Source organism: Marinobacter xestospongiae, from assembly GCF_023156385.1.
Classification (GTDB): domain Bacteria; phylum Pseudomonadota; class Gammaproteobacteria; order Pseudomonadales; family Oleiphilaceae; genus Marinobacter; species Marinobacter xestospongiae.
This window is the reverse complement of sequence record NZ_JAKZAK010000023.1, coordinates 81,216-102,780: the sequence shown is the minus strand read 5'-3', so window position 1 is coordinate 102,780 and position 21,565 is coordinate 81,216. Positions and strand designations below refer to the sequence as shown.

Below are 21,565 nucleotides of genomic sequence, written 5' to 3'. Positions count from 1 at the left end.
TTCGACGACGACGGCCAGGTCAATGGCGTGATCCTCGACCCGGGCGCCCCTGGCTTCCGGCCACTGGCACCGGAGCCGGACCCCGAGCCAGAGCCAGAGCCCGTTGAACCGCCGGGGCCCTTTGATGGCCTGGATGTCAGCGACTACTTTGACTGGGCAACTTTTGGTTAGATCCACCCTTATCAGAGCAGCAGGGCTTATCAGGACAACGGAGCTCACCAGAACAACGGGGCTCAGGGACGAGCCAAATGAACCAACCAACGTCGCTGGCGGTCACAGAATCACTATGGGTCCCAGAGCCGCTTGCCAATGCTGATTACCGTTGCCCGTTACAGTCTGCCGTACGAGGCCCATTTGGCCAGAGCGCGACTGGAGGCGGAGGATATTCCCGCCTTCGTGATGGACGAGCACACCATCAACATGCAATGGCTGTACTCCAATGCCCTTGGTGGCGTGCGCCTGCAGGTTCCCCAGGGCTTTGAGGCAGACGCGGCGGCGGTGTTGGCGGAGAACCGTGAACCAGACCTGGAGGACCTTGAGCCGACCTCCTCCACTCGCTGCCCCTATTGCGGCAGCTGTGACACCCACTATCACCAGATTGGCCGTCGGTGCGCATTCCTGGTGTTTCTGGGCATCCAATTTCCGCTTTTTCCGGTGCGTGCCGGTATCCGCTGTGAGAGCTGCGGCCAGATCTCAGAAACCGGGAACAACCCTAGTTGAGATCGGCTCAACCGACGCTCGGGCAGACACTGACTAATTGTCCACGCTGTCGACGCCACGGGTTCCGCTCAGGCGTTGAGGCTGAACAAGCCCCTGCTGCCGCATCCAGCGATAAACCGTCGGCCGGGACACCTGGAACTGGCGCGCCACGGCCGATATGTTCCAGCGTTTGGCCCACAGTGCCGCCTCCAGAGGCGATCGGCTTGCCCGTGCCGGAGCCGACGCGGATTGCAGGAAACCACTGGAACCAAAGCAGTCCTCGGGTAGATCCGCCACAGTAATCTCGTCGCTATCACAGGTTGCCTCCGCGAACGCCAAGGCGTTCACCAACTCTGGCCAGTGGTAACCGAGCAGTGCTGTCATGGCATCAGCGCGAATTCGGACCTGCGGCAACCGGCCCTGCTCAACCAGTTCCGCCAGAACCCGCTGAATCACATAGGAACGATCCACCCGCTGCCTCAGGGCCGGAAGTTTCAGGGTGGCAGCATTAAGCCGGTAGTAGAGGTCCACACGGAACTGGCCAGCTTCGATCAGTTTGCCCAGATCCTGGTGTGTGGCGGCAATCACCCGACAGTCGACCCTGATTGGACGATCCGCACCAACCGGCAGAATCTCGCCCTCCGCCAACACCCGCAGCAGGCGGGTTTGTAGCGGCAACGGCATGTCACCAATCTCATCCAGAAACAGGGTGCCGCCGTCCGCCTGCTGGATCAGCCCCTGCATTCCTTTGGCACGGGCACCGGTAAAGGCGCCAGGTGCATAGCCAAACAGCTCGCTCTCGATCAGTGACTCCGGAATCGCCGCACAGTTGACGGCAACAAACGCCCCCTTGGCACGATGGCCTGATCGATGGATCGCCCGGGCCAGCACTTCCTTGCCGGTTCCAGTCTCCCCCAGAATCAGCAGCCCCACGTCCCGCATTCTCAGCCGTTTGGCAAGTCCCAGGGTCCGCCGCATCACCGGGTCATCCGCGGCCAGCTGATCCAGTTCCGGAACAGCCTCAATACTTGCGATACGATCATCAGCGCTCCCGGTCGAGAGCAGGCGTGCCGGGGGTAGAATCAGCTCCGCGAAGTACGCATCGCCACTATCCAGAAGCCGGAAACACCGAACCTGGTCGTCCTGCTCAAATGGAATCCGCCACAGGTCTTCCAGTTCACACTCAAACACCGCCGTCATGGCCACCCGATCCCCCGGCGGCATCAGTTCCCGCGCGGCGGTATTGGCGGCCACCACCTGACCGGCGCCATCGACCGCGAACAGGCAGGAGCCATTGACCCGCACCAGCTCCCGGGAGGGACCACAACGAATCACCGGTTGGCGGCGATAGCGTCGCAGGAAGTAGGCGTCTTCAATCAGCCGGGCATAAAGCTGGGTCAGGTGCAGCGCAAACATCTGGCTGCTGCGATCTTCGGGGGATTCCAGCGCCGAGATATCCAGCACCGCCATCAGTTGACCGGCAGGATCAAAAATCGGCGCCGACGTACAGGTGAGCTGGATGTGGGTGGCATCAAAGTGATCGTTGCGATGACAGGTCAGGGCCTGTTGCTCCTGAATGCAGGTGCCCACTGCACAGGTACCGGCATACTGTTCGCTCCAGTCCGCGCCGAGATAGAGACCGGCCTGGCGCAGATGCTGATCCTGGCGATCATTGCCCAAGTATTGAACGGTGATACCACGATGATCCGTCAACAACAGCACGTACCCCAGACCAGCCACCTGGGTATACAGCTGCTCCACCGCCGAGCGCGCCACGGCGAGCAGCTCATCGACGCTGTCCTGATGCTCCCGCAGAGTCTGGCTGGTGACGATCCGAGCCTGACGGGGACGGCTTGGGTCCAGGCCGTAATCATCCATGCAACGCTGCCAGGAACGGCCGATCAGCGCAGGCGCTGTGCCGGCAGCTCCCTGCGAACGGGCCAGGTTGAGGACGGTATCAATATGGCGCTGCCGCGCCTGAGGCTGCATCAGCATGTCGGGCTCCTGGATCGTGCAAATGTTGTTGTTCTGGGTCGACTGGAGACGGCCGCACGTAGCTTCAGAATAGACCCGATAACCGCCTGCCAACATCCTCCCTTGGTACCAGTCGCCAGCGTTACACCTGTAACGCCGCACACCCATTCCGCACGCTACAGCTGTAACCAGCCCCCCTCCCTTCCTGGCCTTGCACCCCGCCTGTAAAAACACGGCGGGCAACAATGTAGCCATTACAGATCAAAGCATTAGCGTTTACCTCGCGCCCTCCGCCTACGCTCTGGCACAGCACCTGCTGAGTCAAAGAGCGTGTGCCTCATGAACAACAACAAGATCTAATTGGAGAACCACCATGAACAGCCAAACCAACGCAACGGAACAGGCCCGGCAGTGGCTGGCCAGCTTTGACGAAATCCTCACGTCCGGCGAACCCGAACGGGCGGCGGACCTGTTCGAACAGAACGGCTACTGGCGAGACCTGGTCGCGATGACCTGGAACCTGAAAACTCTGGAGGGCCGCCAGGCCATTCGACACATGATTCGCCAGACCGCACCTCACATTCAGCCGGGCAACTGGCAACTGAGCGAGCCGGCAACCGAACAGGACGGCGTCATCGAGGCCTGGTTGACGTTCGAAACCCGGGACGCCCGGGGCAAGGGCCACCTCAGGCTGCGAGATGGCCAGGCGTGGACACTGCTCACCACCATGCAGGAGCTCAAAGACTTCCCGGAGAAACGCAAGTTCCGTCGCCCCAAGGGGGCCCAGCATGGTGCCAGCAAGACTCGCCAGACCTGGCTGGAAGCCCGCCAGCAGGAGGAACGGGAGCTGGGGTACAGCCAACAGCCGTACTGCGTCATCATCGGTGGTGGCCAGGGTGGCATTGGTCTGGCAGCCCGTCTGCGGCAACTGGACGTCCCCACCATTGTGGTGGAGCGCAACCCGACCCCCGGGGATTCCTGGCGCAACCGATACAAATCACTCTGCCTGCACGATCCGGTGTGGTACGACCACATGCCCTACCTGCCGTTTCCTGACCACTGGCCCGTGTTTGCTCCCAAGGACAAGATCGGCGACTGGCTGGAGATGTACACCAAGGTGATGGAACTGAACTACTGGAGTTCCACCGAATGCCTGGGTGCCCGCTACGATGAGCAGAAAGGCGAATGGGCCGTCGAGGTCATCCGCGATGGTCAGCCGGTCACCCTGAAACCCAGGCAGCTGGTGCTGGCAACCGGCATGTCCGGTATCCCCAATATCCCTGACATCCCGGGCATGGACAGCTTCGAAGGTGAGCAACACCACTCCAGCCGTCACCCTGGCGCCGAAGCCTATCGGGGCAAGAAGTGCGTGGTGCTTGGTGCCAACAATTCCGCGCACGATATCTGTGCTGCACTGTGGGAGAACGACGCCGACGTCACCATGATCCAGCGCTCGCCCACCCACATCATCAAATCCGATACCCTGATGGAGCGGGTGCTCGGCGGACTCTACTCGGAAGAAGCGGTGGCAAACGGCATGACCACTGAAAAGGCCGACCTGACGTTTGCATCCATTCCCTTTCGGATCATGCCGGAATTCCACATTCCCGTTTACCAGCAGGTCGCCGAGCAGGATGCCGATTTCTATCAGCGACTGCGGGACGCCGGCTTCATGCTCGATTTTGGCGATGATGGCTCGGGACTGTTTATGAAGTACCTGCGTCGTGGCTCCGGCTACTACATCGATGTAGGAGCCTCCGAGCTGGTGGCGCAGGGAGAGATCAAGCTGAAAAGCCGTACCAGTATCGCGCGAATCAACCCTCGCTCTGTCACTCTCACCGATGGCAGCGAACTGCCTGCGGACCTGATTGTCTACGCCACCGGATTTGGCTCCATGAACGGCTGGGCCGCCAGGATCATTTCCCAGAACGTCGCCGACAAGGTCGGCAAGTGTTGGGGGATGGGGTCGGACACCACCAAGGACCCTGGTCCCTGGGAAGGGGAGCTCCGCAACATGTGGAAGCCAACGCAACAGGACGCGCTCTGGTTCCACGGTGGTAACCTGCATCAGTCAAGGCACTACTCGCTCTATCTGGCGCTCCAGCTGAAGGCCCGCCAGGAAGGGCTGGACACGCCGGTGTATGGTCTACAAGAGGTACACCATCTGGCCTGATGGCCCCAGGGCTGGCTCTCCCGGGCCAGCCCCATTACCACACGGTATGCTTCAGGCAAGCGAATGGTAGGGAATCTCACTGGGCGATCTGGCGTTACCGGCCTACTATACGAACTTCGGGGAGCCAGCCAACGGCCCCACCCGCATTCACTGGACCGGGCAACGACGCCATGACTTCACCCCAACCTCGCCTGCAAAGCCTGGACGCCCTGCGTGGGCTCGCTGCCCTCGGCGTGGTGCTGTTCCATTACATCCCCTATTACGACAAGCTTTATGGTCACCACTTCGCCCTTGCAGACAGTGCAACCGGGCTGTTGGAGTTCGGTCGTTACGGGGTACATCTGTTCTTTATTATCAGCGGCTTCGTCATTCTGATGACGCTTGAGCGCACCCGTCATGCCGGATGGTTTGCACTCGCCAGGGGCGTGCGGCTGCTACCGGCGCTCTGGACGGGGATTCTGCTCACTTTCCTGATGGTTCATATCCTGGGCCCGGCGGACCGCGCAGTCAGCCTGCCGCAGGCGATCCTCAATACCACCCTGCTGCACGAGTACCTCGGCCAGCCCCATGTCGATGGTGCCTACTGGAGCCTGGTGGTGGAAGTGACCTTCTACGCCTGGATTGCACTGCTGTTCTTCGGACTCGGCGAGTGGCGGCGGATTCGCTGGGTGATTACCGGCTGGCTGATGCTGAGTTACGCAGGCCTGATCTGGTGGAGTGAACTCTCTGCCCCCATCGACTTCTGGCTCAAGGATCTGATGTTCATCAAGTACGCACCGCTGTTCTTCAGCGGCATGATCCTGTACCGCCAATACCGGCAGTTGCAGCCGGACCGGTTTGACCAGTGTCTGCTGGTGCTTGCCATTGCTCATTGCCTGATCGCGTACAAGGCACCGTTCAACGTCTTCGTACTGGGCTGCTATGGGGTCTTCTGGCTCGCTGTAAGTGGGCGCCTGCCCTGGCTGGCCAACCGCCCCCTGCTCTGGCTCGGCAGCCTGTCCTATTCCCTCTACCTGGTCCACCAGAACATCGGCTATGGCATCATCGGCTGGGCCTACGCCTACGGGTTGCTGGGGCCAGTCGGTATCCTGCTGGCCCTTGGCACCGCATTCGCACTGGCTACACTGATCCACTACCGCATTGAGCAACCCTGCCTGGCCTGGTTTCGGAACCGTCGGGCCCAGCGCCCGTCAGTCGCCCCGCAGTCTTGCCCCGGCTGACAGGCTCAGACTGCGGTGGTGCCACCGTCCAGAGGCAATGCAACGCCGGTGGTGAAGGCGGCCAGGTCCGAGCACAGATAAAGCACCGCGGCTGCGATTTCCTCAGGCGTTCCCAGCCGCCCAACGGGGTGCAGACTGGCCACAAACTCGGCCTTGCGGGGATCGCTCTCGGCGGCGCGGCGGAACATGTCAGTGTCGATGACCGCCGGGCAGATGGCGTTTACGCGAATGCCCTTCTTGGCGTATTCCACCGCCGCTGACTTGGTGAGCCCGATCACCGCGTGCTTGCTGGCACTGTAGATACTCATCTTCGGCGCCGCGCCAAGTCCGGCAATGGAAGCGGTATTGACGATGGCTCCGCCCCCCTGGGCCAGCATGGCCGGAATCTGGTGCCTCATGCAGCGCCACACACCTTTGACGTTCACGTCCATGATGTGATCAAAGATCGCCTCTTCGCCATCCGCCAGCTTACTCTGCTCAATCTCAATACCCGCGTTGTTGAAAGCAATGTCGAGTCGCCCGAAGCGTTCCACGGTTTCTGTCACCAACGCCTGCACTTCCTCGTCCCGGGTGACATCACAAGCCACGAACATGGCCTGGCCCCCTTCGGCGCGAATCTCCTCCACCACCGACTCGCCCGCAGCCTGGTTGATGTCCGCCACGACCACCGCAGCTCCCTGAAAAGCGAAAGCTCGTGCCGTTGCCCGGCCAATGCCGGCACCGGCACCGGTAATCACGGCCACTCTGTTGGAAAAGTCCTGACTCATGTTGTTAGTCCCTGAGATGAATGGGTAGAGCAGGCAGAATAGAACCAGAAGGGGCGACGGGGAAATCCAATGTATTGATGCCAGGCTATAAGCCGTGTTGATGCAGCAGGCAATCAATGCACGTCAGGTTAACGCCGTATCACCGCTGGTCCGAAGGCCGCACAGTGGCGACCCGGCATTAATCAGAAGCGTCCTGAGTCGCGTCAACGCGTCGATGGGCCCGGTGGGCGGCGCTGTTGCGAAGGGCCCAACGCATAGCCGGGGCCACGCCACGCATGGCCTGCTGAATCGCCCGCCGACGAGAGCGGCTAACGGCAAGACCGGTCATCGTGCGGGCCCAGTCCGGTAGCAGGTCCAGTCCCGCGCGGGTCACCACCTTGCCGGCCAGGCCGGTGGCAAGGGAGGGCGCCGGTGCCTGGAACAACAGGGTAAGTACCTCTGCCGTGCGATCATCGAACACCAGTTGCGGGCGCATCCGCTCAAGATAGGCCTCCACCGCCTGACGGGATCGAGGCACATCGGTCGCGCCCAGCGCCTCGGCAATCCGGGCGACCTCATCGAAATACTGATCCTGCTGGGCTTCACTCAATGGCTGAACATACTGGAGATAACCCGCCAGGAAACTGCGGGTCTCCGCTACGTGAACCCAGACCAGGAGTTCCGGGTCGCTGGCGGCGTAAGCACGGCCATCCGGGGCCGTGCCAACCACTCCGGCGTGGATGCGTCGAACCCTGGCTATCAGGGCTTCCGCATCGGCACGGGAGGCAAAGGTGGTACCGGCAATGAACTGGCTGGTTCGACGCAGGCGACCAATCATGTCTTCACGAAAGGTGGAGTGATCCCAGACGCCCGCCAGTGCCAACGGGTGCAACATCTGCAGCATCAGCGCACTGATCCCCCCGCAGAGCATGGCCGGGAAATCCCCATGCACCTGCCAGCACAGACTGCCGGGGCCAAACAACCCCGGGTCCCCTTTCGGGGACTCGTAATCGATCCCTCCCAACGCCAGGCAGGTCAAACCGATCACCTGCTTTTCAAATCGCTGACGTATCCGCTCCATTGCAGGTGCTCCTGTCTTGCCACGAGCCGATGGTATGGACTACTAGTCCACCGTGAAAGAGAGAATCCGCGACAGGTGGCTGTACGGCAAGCCCGTCTCTTGATGCCAGTCATTGAAGGCGGCCTGGGCCTGGACCAACGCCTTTTTGCTGCCCGGTGACGCATCCAGCCGCTCCTCGCGCCTGAGGCCGGCAATCACGTCGCCAGACAGGATGAAGCCATCCCAGCCGACAAAGCGCAGAAAATACTGGGCGCTGTTGCCCCCCAGCCGGGCGCCTTCGCGCTTGAGAAACTGCAGCAGGCCAACCTGATCGCTGGATGGCCACTGGGCGAGGAAAGCACCAAAGCTGCCGTGAGTCTGAGCGACCTCAACAATCATCCGGGCGTTGTCCGGTACGGTACGAATCTTCTGCATGTTACGGACGATCCGCTCATCCTGCGCCAGTGCCTCAAGCACATCCGGCGGCACCTGTTGCCAGTAGAGCGGCACAAACCCTTCAAAGGCCGCCTCGAAACCCGGCCATTTGTTGTCGATTACCCGCCAGACAAACCCGGCCTTGAAGATGCACCGGGTTATCTCCGCCAGGTATCGGTCATCACCCTGCGCCGCCAATTCATCCGCGGTCGCGACTCGCGGCATCAGCGCCTGCAATGCCGCCTCGCCACCCTTGCGGGCTGCCGCCTGCTGATAGATGCTCTGGAACCCCATGTACTCTCCCCTCACTTCCCTGACCTGTGAGACTATATGAAAAACGCCAAGGAGCCACCGCCATGCCAATGATCGGATGGATCATCCTGCTGCTCGCCCTCGCGATGATTCTGGGCAGCCTGTTCATGCTTCGGGACAGCGCCAACAGCATGCGCATCCCCGAAGACAAACTGGAGAAAATCCGCAAGCGCAAAGCCGAACTGGACGCACAGGACGATGATGACAGAGTTTAGGGGAGCAATCATGGCGAGCGGGCCGGTTATCCCGCTCGCTCTCCCTGCAATGACGGCTCCTGGCCAGCATCGGGTACCTGCTGATCAGAACCGGTAACTTCGTCCGCAGAACGACCCAACTGATCCGATTCATCCAGCAGCCGGCGAATGCGCTCCTGGGTCATGGCTTCCCGAAGTTCGTACTGACGAAGCTCATTGCGCAGGGATTTCAGCAACGCCACCGCCATGAAGATCATCAGGATCATGAACGGAAACGCCGCCAGGATGGAAATGTTCTGCAGCGCTGCCAGCCCGCCGCTAAGCAGCAGGACACCGGCCACCAGGACCTGAACCAGCCCCCAGGTTAGTCGTGACCAGCGCTTGGGCGTCAACACCCCCCGACTGGTGAACATCCCCAGTACAAACGTCGCCGAGTTGGCCGAGGTAATCACGAACAGCACGATCAGCACCAGCATCAACAGGCTGATGAACTCACTCCAGGGCAGGTATTCCAGTGTCGCAAACAGGCCGGAACTAATCTCTGCGCTAACAGCTTCAGCCAGCGACGCGCCCTGAAACAGCTCAAAGTACAGGGCCGCGCCGCCAAAGGTAGAGAACCACACCGTGCTCAGCAGCACCGGCATGCCGATCACCCCGAACACAAACTCGCGAATGGTCCTGCCGCGGGAGATCCGGGCAATAAAACTGCCGACAAACGGAGCCCAGGACAGCCCCCAGGCCCAGTAGAAAATGGTCCAGCGTTCAACCCAGTCGTCGCCGGTGTACGGCGTCATCACCAGGCTCATGCCCACCATGTTGGCAAAGTAGTCACCAATCGCGTTGGTCATGGCTGCGGTGATGAAATCGGTCGGGCCAAAAAAGAACGCAAACGCCAACAGCAGGGCCGCCAGAATCATGTTGGCATCACTGACATAGCGCACCCCGCTTTCCAGGGGCGTTAACGAACACAGCAGGAAGATGATGGCCACGCCGGCCAGAATCGCCAACTGCTGACTGACCCCGAATCCGACGTCCGCCACGGCCCCGAGACCACTGTTGATCTGGATGACCCCCAGCCCCAGCGTGGTGGCCACACCAAACACTGTAGACACCACCGCCAGGATGTTAATGGCATTGCCGCTGGCACCGTCCACCCGATTCCCCAGCGTTGAGCGGAAGGTCTCACTGATCAGCCCCGGTCGGCCGAGCCGGAAACGGGTGTAGGCAATAGCCAGCCCCACCACCGCGAAGTTGGCCCACTGGTGAAAGCCCCAGTGGAACAACGAGTAGCGCATGGCCAGACTGGCCGCTTCCGGCGTGCGGGCAGCCGCGGAATCAAACGGCGGCTGCATGAAATGGCTCATTGGCTCGGCGACCGCCCAGAACACCAGCCCCACCCCCATACCGGCGGAGAAGATCATCCCCAGCCAGGCCGGATAGGGAAACTCGGGGGCCTCACCATCGGCACCCAAGCGAATGCGACCGTAGTTGCTCATCGCAACCGCGACACAAAACACCAGGAACCCGGTGGTGGCAAAGAGATAGAGCCAACCAAAGTGCAGGGTCGTGAAATCCAGCGCCAGGTGCGCCCACGCCAGCAGGCGCTCGGGCACCAGCGCACCAAGGCCGACAAAACCCGAAAGAATGACAAGTGAAGTAAAGAACACCCAGCCCGGACGACCGTTCATCGCACTCCAGTCCCTATGGTTGACGGTTTCACAGCCGCCCCGCCCCGGCTACGTCATACGCACCGGGGTGGCGACCCCATGAGATTCAGCGGGTGACAGTAATACGCTCTGAACCCGGGGCGTTGCAAGTGAGGAGTCGTCTATGAGCGCCGGCTTTGCAGCCACACGGCCAGTCCCTGGCAGTTCAGTCGAATGTCCATACCCAGCAGCGCCTGGCGTCGGTCCTCGCTCAGAGACAGCCCATGGTCCTCGAGTTCCTGATCAACATAGTGGGTCATGGCTGACTGCAAGGCCGCCTCCAGCTCACCGGGCTCGCTACAACTTGCATCACAACGTGCATCAACGGTATTGGCCAGTTCGACAAAATCCGCCAGACGGCGAAGCAGCGCTTCTCCCAGAGGCATGGGGTTGTCCACCCGGTCGTAGTGCGTCAGATAGACCCGTTCCGGCGACAGTGACAACAGCCGTTCAATGGAGCTTTTCAGAGCCGGCGGGTCAAACTGTACCGGCGTCGTGGTTGGCAGGATGAAGGGCCCCTTCGCTGTCGTCAGCTGCGGGTAACTCAGACCAAAGGTATCGCCGGTAAAGATGCCGGCCGACGCGGGATCGTGAACACAGAAATGGTGTCGGGCGTGGCCGGGGGTGTCGTAGAACACCAGTTGACGATCCCCCACTCTGACCTGCTCGCCATCGTTCATGGTTCTCACACGGCGCTCATCCACCGGCAGGACATCACCATAGATCTCGGCGAACGCCGCTTCACCGTATACTTCCGTCGCCCCTGCTTTCAGCCGGGAAGGATCGATCATGTGTCGGGCACCGCGGGGATGGACCAGCAGGGTTGCCTCCGGCAGCGCCTGCATCAGCCCACCAACGCCGCCGGCATGATCGAGATGGACATGGGTGGGAATGACGTAGCGCACCTGCGAGCGATCAATGCCACGCTGATCCAGCAACCGCAGAATCGCCGGCACGGTGTTGTGGGTACCGGTCTCGATGATCGCGTGATCGGCCTCTCTCAGTGCTTCTTCCCGGTGCCACGCCTCTGCATCCGCGACACCGCTCATCAGATAGCAGGCGGCCAGCTCATCCCGGACCATGCCGGTATCGATACGGGTGAGACCGAAGCCGATATCCCTATAAGTCTGAAACGTCATCCTACAACTCCTGTTTCTTGTTCATTATTGCCGCCCACTATACGAAAGCTCCCTGGCCGATCCCAGGCCGACAATAGTCCGGTGGCCAATGCCGCAATTCGCTCGCTCAAGGGATGAATCCATCAACAAGCCGCCCTACAATGACGCTGGAGCAGGATGCATCAGTGTCCCGTCACGGAACGACAGATTCAGGGAGGAAGGATGACCTCATACGCAGACCGAATTGCCCAGCGCCTGCTGCTGGAGAAAGGCTACGCGGTGCTGGTGGACAGGGAGACCTTTCCGGCTTTGCCGGAAGACGATGCGTTCAGGGCGCGACTGGGCGCCGCTGACAGCGATGAGGAGCGTACTCAGGTTGAACGTGAGTTCATCGCAGAAGAAATTGCCCACTACCGTGAGCAACCACTTGTCGGCGGCCCCATCGGCGGCGTTGCCGAGTTGCTGGAGGCGGACTGTGTTTCCGAACAGGTCCTGCTCGCGTCCCAGCAGTTACGCAGCCTGGCCGACAGCGCCGCCCGTGTATTGGTTCGCCTGTGGGGGAGCCGCACCTGCCGGATCGTGCTGGTCTTCAACAACAGCCTGCCCGCCAACATTACCCGGGAAACGCTGACGACGCTGGCTCCGATCATCCAGCACGAGCTGAACATCGACCCGTGGGATGAAACCCCGGAAGAGCAGGCAGAGGACTTCCGTCAGCAGGTTACCGCCGTCAACTACGACATCATCGTGGTGGACCTGCGGGGCGATGCCGACCAGCTCCAGCCACAATTGGCAAAACTGGACCAACGCAGCCGGAAAGACTGCAACGTCAGTATCCGCCCCTTCCTGTTCCGGGCAAACACCGGCTCATGGTGGACCTCACGCCCCCTGGCCAATGCCCACTACAAACGTTTCTACCGCCACGCCTGCAAGCACGAGGTACCGCCGCCGTCTGAACTGATCCAGCGGGTGAAACGCAAGCGCCCCCCACTAGCCACGTTCGTAGGCTACCCGATACTGATGCTATTGATGGTGTTTGCGAGCCGCCTCGTTTTGCCCGAAAGCATCCCCACCCTGGCCATCAACATCGCGATACCAGCTTTGCTGCTGTACCTGCTGGCCCACGGCGAACGGGTGCGACTCTTCGACGACTACATATTCAAACTGCCGTTGATCTTCGTGTGTCTTTACGGGGTCTCGCTCTTCAGCCTGAACAGCTACCTGACGCTGTCGTTCGATGTCGGCGTACTGATTGACCAGTTCATCGCCGGCACAGTCACGCTGCTGGGCATTTCACTGGCCCACATTCCGACAGTATTCATCTTCAACTCCGACCGCCGAATGGGGTGGTAAGGCCACGTTCAGGCGAACGTTAAGCCATCAGATAAGAAATGGCGCCCGCGGCTCAAACAAACGCAACTCATCGGCAGGCCAGCCACATTTCATCACAATCCAGGCCCGGCTTTGCCACCCCGGGCCGGCAACATGGTTGGATCTAGGGAGCGACGCTGCTGCCTTCTTCCGACCTGTGGTGGACTGATGAAAAAACCGTTGAGCTGGCTTGCCCTGATTCTGTTTGCGCTGTTGTTGTGGATTATCTATCTGGCTGACACGGGTAGCCGACTGCCCCTGGAGCTGGTGCGGCTGTTGCCCTTCCAGGACAAACTTGCCCACCTGCTGCTCTACGGACTGATGACGTTCGTGTTGAATCTGGCACTAGAGCTGAAAACTCTGAATGTCGGGCCACTGCGGGTCTACTTTGGCACCTTTGCTGTCACCGTGTTTGCAGTGGGAGAGGAGTTAAGTCAGGCCTGGCTACCCCACCGAACCCTGGATGCGCAGGATCTGCTGGCAGATGCAATCGGTATTCTGCTGTTTACCCTGGCCAGCGCTTTGGTGTTTCGCTGCCAGGGTAAAGCGTCGGGCAACCGTTTGTCCGACTGACCCGGCCGAAGGTCAGGCGTTGGCTCCCAGCCAGCGCCGTTTGGCCTTCTCGACCAGGTCACGGGCATCGTGATTCCAGGGGTGGAAGCGCGGACTGTAGTACTTGAAGTAGGACGGTAACAGCCGCCGAAATACCCCCGGACGTCCCCACAGGTAGTTTGCGGCACTGGCCCAGGCTCCGAGATTGCCAAGCTGACCGTCTTCCCTCATCAACTGGAGCACGTGAAGACTGGTGAACACCGGGAACACCACACTCACCACCAGCATTTCCGAGAGCCGCACCGCCTCGCTGCCTCCGATGGCTCGGTAGACATCGAACGCAACCGCCTTGTGCTCCGACTCCTCGATGGCATGCCAGGCCCAGATTGGCGCCATCCGCGGGTCCATCTCATCCAGGGCGTCATACTTGAGCAGGAATTCCTCAGCCATCAACGCCGTGAAATGCTCGACAGCCACGGTATGGGCAAGTTGGCGCTCGGGACTGAAGTTGCGACGCATCCAGTTCATGAAGTCTTCGACCTCGCGCTCCAGCCGACCCAAAGCAACCCCACGTTCCTCAAGAAAACCATTCAGCTGTTTGTGCTCCCGGGAATGATGGGCCTCCTGCCCGATAAATCCCCGAATCGCCTTCTGAAGCTCCGGATCGCGGATTCGATCCTGGTAATACCGCACCGAATCGATGAAGAACTTTTCCCCCGGGGGAAAGCCGGAGGACAGTGCCGCCAACAGCAGGGTTTTGACGGGATTGTTGTCCCACCAGTACCTGGGGACATCCGCCGCCAGGTCAAATGTCGGCCGACGCACGGTCGGTACCAGGCCGGCTGGCGTTGCAACCGTGCGCGGGGTGTTTCTGGATACCCGGGCAATCGCATTGGCAACAGCGTTCATCTCAGCTCTCCTCGATCAGCTCGTTGTTGTTCTGTTTCAGTGGTCGTTCTGTCAATGGGCATGCCACTGCTTGCTGCGCTATGGCCTCTAAAGTAATGGTTGGCCGCACTTGTGCGTGAGATGCTGGCTGGACAAAGCTCTTGTCATTGGTGGCCAACCGTGTCCCGCAATACCCCCCATTCTCACGCAGCAGCAGAACCAGCCTGGGTTCACCAGGCCAACCAGCCTGTCACCTACCCACGGATGTTTGTGGAGATCGCCGAGTCGCTGGGTGTAAGCGGTGACCGGGTGCTCGCTCGCGCGGGTCTGGCAGGCGATGTTCTGGATGATCCCGCCGGTCGCCTGTCCCTGGCAGCCAGCTCGCGCATCCTGGAATCCGCACTGGCACTGACCGGCGACGCCACCCTGGGCTTCCAGGCGGGCCTGCGACTGCCACTGACCGCGCACGGAAGCCTTGGCTACGCCCTGATGTGCGCTGACACCGCCCGACAGGCTACTCAGATCCTCAAGCAATTCTGGCACTTGCGGGGGCGTGGCGTGCTGCTGATGGTTACGGAAGAGGGCTTCGACCTGATGCTGGAGCTGGTGCCGGAGTTGCCGATTTCCGTCAACCTGCGGGAGCCCCTGTTCAGCTCGACATTGACCAGCATGTATCGGGGGTTGCAGCTGGTGTCACCGTCGCTGTCGGTGTACCAGGAACTCTGGTTGCAGGGTGAAGCGCCCGCCGGCTTCGAGACCTGGCGCCCTGACCTGCCACCGGTGCGCTTCGGCATGCCCCGGGCTGGGCTGCTGATTCGCTCAGACCGGGCCTGGCTGGACGAGCCGCTCCCCACCGCCAACCCGGAGGGACTGGCCCAGGCCATCAGCCAGTGCGAGCGGGAAAGCGCGTTGATGGACAGCGATAGCGACGTACTGCAGCGAACCCGAACGGCACTGACCCCCGGTCCGACCGGATACCCCACCCCCGAGCAGGTCGCCGCACAGTTGTGTCTGTCGCCACGAACCTTGCGGCGACGGTTGCAGGAACAGGGCTACAACTATAAACAGTTGCTGGAAGAAGCCCGCCAACGGGACAGTCGCCAGCTGCTGTTGATGCCAGAACTGGACATCCACCGTATTGCCGGGTTACTCGGCTACTCCGAACCCGCCAATTTCACCCGCGCCTTCAAGGCCTGGAACAACCTCACACCCAGCCAGTGGCGCAGCCGGCAGGGCAGGCCCGCCAGGCCGTGATGCCGGTTTCGGAAGCAGCCATTCGACATTACGGCTTTTGCCTACAAAGAAAAGCTTGGCTTATTCAGAAAAATCGGAGTAGAGTAATGCTCGTAGGAAAGAGTTAGCAAAGCAGTTCACGAATAAGACGTTCCCAGTAGTAGTACACCGTCCTGTTTCTGATCACGCCTGTTTATTAGTTCCCGCATCCGTTAGCCGATCATCCTGTTGATGACGGCAACACAATAAAATATTTGATTTCAGGATTTATATCTATGTCTACTATCACTGGCACCGTCAAGTTCTTCAACGAATCCAAGGGCTTCGGCTTCATCACCCGTGAAGGCGGTCCGGACGTCTTTGTTCACTTCAGCGCTATTCAAAGCAGTGGCTTCAAGACCCTGGCCGAAGGCCAACAGGTTGAATTCACTGTAACTGAAGGCCAGAAAGGCCCTCAGGCAGAGAACGTTGTTCCGCTGTAAATCAGCGACAACGAATAAAAAAGGCAGCTTCGGCTGCCTTTTTTTGTGCCTGTCTGTTGCTCAGGCCAGCCGCTGAACCAGGGCGGCACCAACGGCGTGGGCGCTGGCGGGGTTCTGGCCGGTGATCACCCGATCATCCTCCACCACCAGTTCCTGCCAGGGCTGGACTTTGCTGTACTGCCGTGCGGTACGGGCGAGCGACTCTTCCAGCAGGAATGGAATCTTGTCCAGGGTACCGTAATCCACTTCCTCTTCCCGGGTGAAACCGGTCACCGCCTTGCTCGCCAGCAACTTCTCGCCATTGCTCAGGGTAATCGGCAACAATCCGGCCGGGCCATGGCATACCGCCGCCAGAACACCGCCCCCTTCGTAGTGCTGTGCACTGAGCCTGGCGACCGTGTCATTGGTTGCGAGATCTGACAACAGGCCAAAACCCCCAGGATAGAAAATGGCGTCATAGTCTTCCACCCGTACAGCCGTTACCGGCAGGGTGTTGTTGATCCGATTCTGGAAGGCATCATCGGCCAGAATCTCGCGGTTCACCTCATCCCCTTCAATATCGGTGCCATACAAGGGCGCCTTACCACCATTGATGGACACCAGATCGTAGTCAAAACCGGCGTTGAGGATCTCTTTCAAGGCGTGGGTCAGTTCCGGCGCAAAGGTGCCGTTAGGCTCGCCGGTTTCGCCGAGGGTGGCGTGATTGGTCACAAAGATCAGTACTTTTTTCATGGCGCATTCTCCTGTTTGTGTCTGACTCAGTTTCTGGCTTGCAGGCATCCGGGAATGCCGTTTCGATTCTCCCTAAGAGGGCTCCGACCAAGTGTAATTAGTCACCATCCAACTGATAATCACCGAAAACGACAAATGACTATTGCCATATAACAACAGTAAACTTGGCAGCACCGATTCCAGGTGTCGCTTTGATGGACAGCTCTGAAGGATAGCTCTGATGGACAGCTTTGAAGGCATTCCCGAGTTCGTGACCGTGGCCGACTGCCAGGGCTTTTCGGCAGCGGCCAGACAACTTGGCGTCAGCACCAGCCATGTCAGCCGACAGGTAGCCCGGCTGGAGGCTCGCCTGGGAGCAGCCCTTTTCGCCCGGACCACCCGGCTGGTGAGCCTGACCAGTGCCGGAGAGCGTTATTACCAACACTGCAAGGAACTGATGACCGGACTGCAGCAGGCCAATGAACAGGTCAGTGCCGAGCAGGTGACGCTAAGCGGGACCCTCCGTGTCAGCGCCGCTGGAGCCTTCGCAGAGCAGTACGTCGCACCCGCCCTGCTCGACTTTGCCAGCCACCACCCGGAGCTGACCATCGACATGGATTTCAACAGCCGCATGGTCAACTTCGTGGACGACGGCATTGATTTCGCCATTCGCTTTGGTCGCCTGCAGGACTCCGGTCTGGTTGCCCGTAAGCTGCTGGATCGCCCCATGATGGCCGCTGCCAGTGACGACTATCTTGCCAGGCACGGCACGCCAACCCACCCGGATCAACTCCGTCATCACAGCTGCCTGGTCACCAACAACGACCTCTGGCGATTCGAGCGGGACGACCAACGCTTCGAATTCCGGGTTCGCGGTCGCTGGCGCAGCAACAACGCCCACGCCATCGTCCAGGCCTGCAAACAGGGCCTGGGTATCGCCTACATGCCCAGGAGCAGTTTTCTGGGGAGCGTGAAAAACGGCAACCTGGTGCCGGTGCTCAAGCCCTACTGGAGCCAGGGCAGCAGCAGCTGGATCGTCTACCACAACCGTCGCTTCCAGCCGCTGAGGGCCAGGCTCGCCATCGATCATCTGCTTGAATACTTCCGCGACTGGGAGGAATAACACACGCAAGCTGCAAATAATTGGAAGCGCCAGAAATCCACGTCTAGTCTGTTCGTTGGCACCTCAGGAAGTCACGGTGCCCGGGAACCCCGGAAGTTACCCTTTCGGGCTCCTGTGCTGAACGCCCGCCACAAGCGGGTTCAGGGAGCGTCTACAAGCTCCCCGACAAAAAACTCCCAGGATTGGAGAACTACAATGACTATCAGCACGATCAGCCGTACCCTGGCTTTAACCTCTCTTTGCTTTACCTTCTCGGCACACGCAGCACCCAATCAGCACGCCTCATCGGACATCCTCAACGACTTCTGGAGTCCCGGGCAGCTCGGCCCGTTTGAATGTCGTTTTGGCTTGCTGAACAGCACGCCGTTCGGCCTGCCACGGTGTATGCAGGCCTCCAGCGTGCAGTACCATCTGGATCGCCTGAACGGCATTGCCCAAGCCAATGACGGCAACCGGGCAGCCGGCCTGGCGGGCTATGACGCCTCCATCGACTACCTCAGGACCACCCTGGAAAGCGTTGGCTACGAGGTCTCAATCCAGCCCTTCCCGTTCAATGCCTACTACCCGCAGGGCGAAGGCATTCTCGAGGCGCTGGCCCCGGTGCCGCAGAGCTACGTCTGGGATCAGGATTTCACCTATCTATCCCAAACCGAACCCGGCGATATATCTGGCCTGGCGGTTGGAGTTGATGTCCAGCTCGGGCTCGGCAACACCTCCACCAGCGGCTGCGAAGCCGCGGACTTTGCCGGTTTCCCGGCCGGAGCCGTTGCGGTCGTACAGCGCGGGGCCTGCACCTTTGGCCAGAAAGCCTCAAACGCAGCCAATGCCGGTGCGGCCGCAGTGGTGATCTTCAACCAGGGCGATACCGAGGATCGCAAGGGCCTGCTCAACGCCACTTTGGGCGATGACTACGCCGGCGGCATTCCCGCCGTGTTCGCCAGCTACGACACCGGCGCCGCCTGGGTTGAAGCCGGTGACGTCGAGGTTCGCGTGGTCACCGATGTGGTCCGGGAGCAGACCGAGACCTTCAACCTGATCACCGAAACCAGCCGTGGCAATCCCGACAACGTGGTGATGACCGGCGCCCATCTGGACTCGGTCTATGAAGGTGCCGGTATCAACGACAATGGATCGGGCAGTGCGGCCTTGCTGGAGCTGGCGCTTCAGATGAAGCACGCCTTTCCCAACAACCAGGTACGTTTTGCCTGGTGGGGTGCCGAGGAAGCCGGCCTGGTCGGGTCGACCTACTACGTCAATAATCTGTCCCAGGCGGAAAAGGACCGTATCAAGGTCTACCTCAATTACGACATGATTGGTTCGCCGAACTTTGGCAACTTCATCTATGATGGCGACGGTTCCGATTTCGGGCTTCAGGGACCGCCAGGATCGGCGGCCACCGAGGCCCTGTTCGAGCGCTACTTTGACCTGCGGGGCATCGCCTTTGAGGGTACCGAGATCAGCTTCCGCTCCGACTACGCCCAGTTCTTTGAGGACGGAATCGCCTTTGGTGGCCTGTTCACTGGCGCAGAGGTACTGAAGACCGAGGAGCAGGCCGCCAAGTTCGGTGGCGAAGCGGGAGTGGCCTTTGATCCCTGCTATCATTCCGGCTGCGATGACCTGACCAACATTGATGAGTTGGCCTTGGAGCTGAACGGCGACGCCGCGGCGTTTGTCACCAGCTGGTTGTCCCTGTCCACGGAGCTCATCGATGATGAGATCGACGCCGCCGAGGAAAGCGCTCCGGTCGTTGGCGTGCTTCGCTCAGCACAGCAGCGCACAGCCACCCATTGGGGCGACAAGTGGATTCGGTAGTATCGGTTTAACCTGTCCCTCCAGCACAGGGGGCTGCCTTCTGGCAGCCCCCTGTGCATTACACCCACGAAGACCCACGGCAGGAAAACCCCAGCGCATCGACATGACAGAGATCACCCGTATCGGCTCAACGGCCCCGAAACTCCGGCTTTATCTCCCCCACCAACCAGATGGCCTGCCGCAGTTGGCTGAACGTCCTGATGCCCGGGACCTGATAGCCCGGAACACCAATCACTGGCGTAAGATCATCACCCTGCTCGCCAAGGTTGCCAGTCCGCAACCGGATGATTGGCGAACCTACCGGGACACGACCCTGTTCGGGGACACCGCTTTGTGTTTCAGCGCTGAACTGGAGGCAACACCCCCAAGCTGGCACTGGATCGGTGGCCAGGACAACCTGGCCCGGTTCGGGATCGACACCCATCAGGCGCAGCCGTTGACGCCAGGCTCCGCTATCGCCATCGACAATCAGGCCCACCTGCTGCTGACGCCCTATCCCGACTACCGGCAACTACCGAATGTGATGGTGGCAGAGGTCCGCCGGGCCCTGGACGCCCAGGGCTTCTACCCCACCGGGGTTGGCGCCTGAGAACACACCACGGCATACTCCGTCTCCGTAATGGCACCAGCAGAGAGCGTCATGTCCCTTCCCTACTACCTTGGCAGCCCCCAGTGGCAGGACCCGAAATGGAACAGCCAACTGGCCCCGGGGCCGTCCCCACTGTCCCGCTACAGCCGGGTACTCAATTGCGTCGAGGGCAACACCACGTTCTACGCCACACCCAGCCAGGAGCAATGCCGGCAATGGCGGGCCCAGGTGTCGGACGACTTTCGGTTCGTATTCAAGTTTCCGCGGCAGGTCACTCACGATCGGCTGCTGTCAGGCGTCGGCCAAACGGTTACCGACTTTCTGACCATACTATCGCCCCTGCAGGATGTTCTCGGCCCATTTCTGCTACAACTGCCCGCCGCTTTTGGCCCCGCCCACCTGAACAACCTCTGGCAGTTTCTTGAGAGCCTTCCGTCTCCATTGCGATGTGCGGTGGAAGTACGGCATCCGGCGTTCTTTCAGAAAGGCGAAGCCGAACGCCACCTGAATCGCGGCTTGCGTGAACGTAACACCGCCCGGGTCTGTCTTGACAGTCGCGCCCTGTTCTCCGCCACCGCAGACTCGGACGTTATTGTCGACGCCCAACGCAAGAAACCCCGTGTTCCGGTCCACCTGCTACCGGTGGACGCGCCACCGATGGTCCGCTACATCGGCCACCCGGATCTGGAATCAAACCGGGCCTTTCTCGCCCCCTGGGTCGAGCGGGTTGGCCAGTGGCTGGAGCAGGGGCGATCCCCCTATGTATTCATGCACATGCCTGACAATGGCGACGCCCTGTCACTGGCAGCGCTTTGGAGCGAACTCCTGCACGCTCGGGCCCCCGGAGTACCCGAACTGCAACTCACCACAGAAGCGCCCCAGCTGGGGCTGTTCTAGGGGGGCGCTCTAGGGGAATGTTCTAGGGCGCCGTTGCGGCCAATCGACAATGACCTTTCGGGCCAAACGGCCTGATCTGCAACCGACAGGATCGGTCATCCGCTAAAACAATACCCGAACAAGCATTCGGTAAGCACCTCTCCCACCTCAGACACAATCGTCACCGCCCTACCGAAAACCGCTACAGCGTGCGGTATGGCGGGGTCTGCCAGACGACTCATCAGCGGATTCTCCCAGCCTTTAACAACGCGGGTTCCGAATTGAATCCGA

The 21,565-nt window shown here is 60.5% G+C and carries 20 protein-coding genes; 12 read left to right on the top strand and 8 right to left on the bottom strand.

What is annotated here, in order from left to right:
• The first annotated feature begins 309 nt into the window (after positions 1 to 309).
• Entirely contained in the window at positions 310 to 720 is a 411-nt protein-coding gene (locus MLD24_RS16640; protein WP_248168126.1) for a putative signal transducing protein, read from the top strand.
• 33 nt (positions 721 to 753) lie between these two features.
• On the opposite strand, the gene MLD24_RS16635 is transcribed toward MLD24_RS16640, so the two are convergent.
• The gene (locus MLD24_RS16635; protein ID WP_425562348.1) at positions 754 to 2,688 is read right to left on the bottom strand and encodes a sigma-54-dependent Fis family transcriptional regulator; all 1,935 of its coding nucleotides are present in this window, start codon (positions 2,686 to 2,688) and stop codon (positions 754 to 756) included.
• 358 nt (positions 2,689 to 3,046) lie between these two features.
• Here MLD24_RS16635 and MLD24_RS16630 point away from each other — a divergent pair, with 358 nt between their 5' ends.
• Together MLD24_RS16630 and MLD24_RS16625 are read left to right on the top strand one after the other, a co-directional pair.
• Positions 3,047 to 4,846 carry an NAD(P)/FAD-dependent oxidoreductase gene (locus MLD24_RS16630; protein ID WP_248168122.1) on the top strand — a complete coding sequence of 600 codons (1,800 nt, stop codon included), beginning with the start codon at positions 3,047 to 3,049 and terminating at the stop codon, positions 4,844 to 4,846.
• Between the two features lie 170 nt (positions 4,847 to 5,016).
• The gene (locus tag MLD24_RS16625; protein ID WP_248168121.1) at positions 5,017 to 6,066 is read left to right on the top strand and encodes an acyltransferase family protein; all 1,050 of its coding nucleotides are present in this window, start codon (positions 5,017 to 5,019) and stop codon (positions 6,064 to 6,066) included.
• Positions 6,067 to 6,071: 5 nt separating this feature from the next.
• Here MLD24_RS16625 and MLD24_RS16620 read toward each other — a convergent pair whose 3' ends face one another.
• From MLD24_RS16620 to MLD24_RS16610, 3 genes are all read right to left on the bottom strand, one after another.
• A complete protein-coding gene (locus tag MLD24_RS16620) occupies positions 6,072 to 6,833 on the bottom strand; it encodes an SDR family oxidoreductase (protein ID WP_248168119.1) in 762 nt (253 codons plus the stop codon).
• Positions 6,834 to 7,011: 178 nt separating this feature from the next.
• The gene (locus MLD24_RS16615; RefSeq protein WP_248168117.1) at positions 7,012 to 7,893 is read right to left on the bottom strand and encodes an oxygenase MpaB family protein; all 882 of its coding nucleotides are present in this window, start codon (positions 7,891 to 7,893) and stop codon (positions 7,012 to 7,014) included.
• 42 nt (positions 7,894 to 7,935) lie between these two features.
• Positions 7,936 to 8,601 (bottom strand): DNA-3-methyladenine glycosylase I, encoded by a 666-nt coding sequence (locus MLD24_RS16610; RefSeq protein WP_248168115.1) that lies wholly within the window; start codon positions 8,599 to 8,601, stop codon positions 7,936 to 7,938.
• Between the two features lie 62 nt (positions 8,602 to 8,663).
• Here MLD24_RS16610 and MLD24_RS16605 point away from each other — a divergent pair, with 62 nt between their 5' ends.
• The gene (locus tag MLD24_RS16605) at positions 8,664 to 8,834 is read left to right on the top strand and encodes a DUF2897 family protein (protein ID WP_248168114.1); all 171 of its coding nucleotides are present in this window, start codon (positions 8,664 to 8,666) and stop codon (positions 8,832 to 8,834) included.
• Between the two features lie 26 nt (positions 8,835 to 8,860).
• On the opposite strand, the gene MLD24_RS16600 is transcribed toward MLD24_RS16605, so the two are convergent.
• Positions 8,861 to 10,501: a BCCT family transporter gene (locus MLD24_RS16600; protein WP_248168112.1), complete on the bottom strand. Its 1,641-nt coding sequence runs from the start codon at positions 10,499 to 10,501 to the stop codon at positions 8,861 to 8,863.
• 140 nt (positions 10,502 to 10,641) lie between these two features.
• Positions 10,642 to 11,658, bottom strand: a complete 1,017-nt coding sequence (locus MLD24_RS16595) for an MBL fold metallo-hydrolase (RefSeq protein WP_248168110.1) — start codon at positions 11,656 to 11,658, stop codon at positions 10,642 to 10,644.
• A gap of 201 nt (positions 11,659 to 11,859) precedes the next feature.
• On the opposite strand from MLD24_RS16595, the gene MLD24_RS16590 reads away from it, so the two are divergent.
• On the top strand, positions 11,860 to 12,990 hold the full coding sequence (locus tag MLD24_RS16590; RefSeq protein ID WP_248168109.1) for a hypothetical protein: 1,131 nt from the start codon (positions 11,860 to 11,862) through the stop codon (positions 12,988 to 12,990).
• A gap of 186 nt (positions 12,991 to 13,176) precedes the next feature.
• Positions 13,177 to 13,581, top strand: a complete 405-nt coding sequence (locus MLD24_RS16585) for a VanZ family protein (protein WP_227174816.1) — start codon at positions 13,177 to 13,179, stop codon at positions 13,579 to 13,581.
• A gap of 12 nt (positions 13,582 to 13,593) precedes the next feature.
• Here the strand turns inward: MLD24_RS16585 and MLD24_RS16580 are convergent, their stop codons facing one another.
• Positions 13,594 to 14,469, bottom strand: a complete 876-nt coding sequence (locus MLD24_RS16580; RefSeq protein WP_248168108.1) for a metal-dependent hydrolase — start codon at positions 14,467 to 14,469, stop codon at positions 13,594 to 13,596.
• A 159-nt stretch (positions 14,470 to 14,628) separates the two neighbouring features.
• Between MLD24_RS16580 and MLD24_RS16575 the strand changes: the two genes are divergently transcribed.
• Together MLD24_RS16575 and MLD24_RS16570 are read left to right on the top strand one after the other, a co-directional pair.
• Complete coding sequence (locus MLD24_RS16575) at positions 14,629 to 15,702, top strand: AraC family transcriptional regulator (protein ID WP_248168107.1); 1,074 nt, start codon at positions 14,629 to 14,631, stop codon at positions 15,700 to 15,702.
• A gap of 254 nt (positions 15,703 to 15,956) precedes the next feature.
• Complete coding sequence (locus MLD24_RS16570; protein WP_227174810.1) at positions 15,957 to 16,163, top strand: cold-shock protein; 207 nt, start codon at positions 15,957 to 15,959, stop codon at positions 16,161 to 16,163.
• Between the two features lie 60 nt (positions 16,164 to 16,223).
• On the opposite strand, the gene MLD24_RS16565 is transcribed toward MLD24_RS16570, so the two are convergent.
• On the bottom strand, positions 16,224 to 16,895 hold the full coding sequence (locus tag MLD24_RS16565) for a type 1 glutamine amidotransferase domain-containing protein (RefSeq protein ID WP_248168105.1): 672 nt from the start codon (positions 16,893 to 16,895) through the stop codon (positions 16,224 to 16,226).
• 220 nt (positions 16,896 to 17,115) lie between these two features.
• Here MLD24_RS16565 and MLD24_RS16560 point away from each other — a divergent pair, with 220 nt between their 5' ends.
• From MLD24_RS16560 to MLD24_RS16545, 4 genes are all read left to right on the top strand, one after another.
• Positions 17,116 to 17,997: a LysR family transcriptional regulator gene (locus MLD24_RS16560; RefSeq protein WP_248168104.1), complete on the top strand. Its 882-nt coding sequence runs from the start codon at positions 17,116 to 17,118 to the stop codon at positions 17,995 to 17,997.
• 195 nt (positions 17,998 to 18,192) lie between these two features.
• On the top strand, positions 18,193 to 19,809 hold the full coding sequence (locus MLD24_RS16555) for a M28 family metallopeptidase (protein WP_248168103.1): 1,617 nt from the start codon (positions 18,193 to 18,195) through the stop codon (positions 19,807 to 19,809).
• Between the two features lie 103 nt (positions 19,810 to 19,912).
• On the top strand, positions 19,913 to 20,398 hold the full coding sequence (locus MLD24_RS16550) for a DUF6942 family protein (RefSeq protein WP_248168102.1): 486 nt from the start codon (positions 19,913 to 19,915) through the stop codon (positions 20,396 to 20,398).
• Positions 20,399 to 20,449: 51 nt separating this feature from the next.
• The gene (locus tag MLD24_RS16545) at positions 20,450 to 21,295 is read left to right on the top strand and encodes a DUF72 domain-containing protein (protein ID WP_248168101.1); all 846 of its coding nucleotides are present in this window, start codon (positions 20,450 to 20,452) and stop codon (positions 21,293 to 21,295) included.
• Positions 21,296 to 21,565 lie beyond the last annotated feature (270 nt).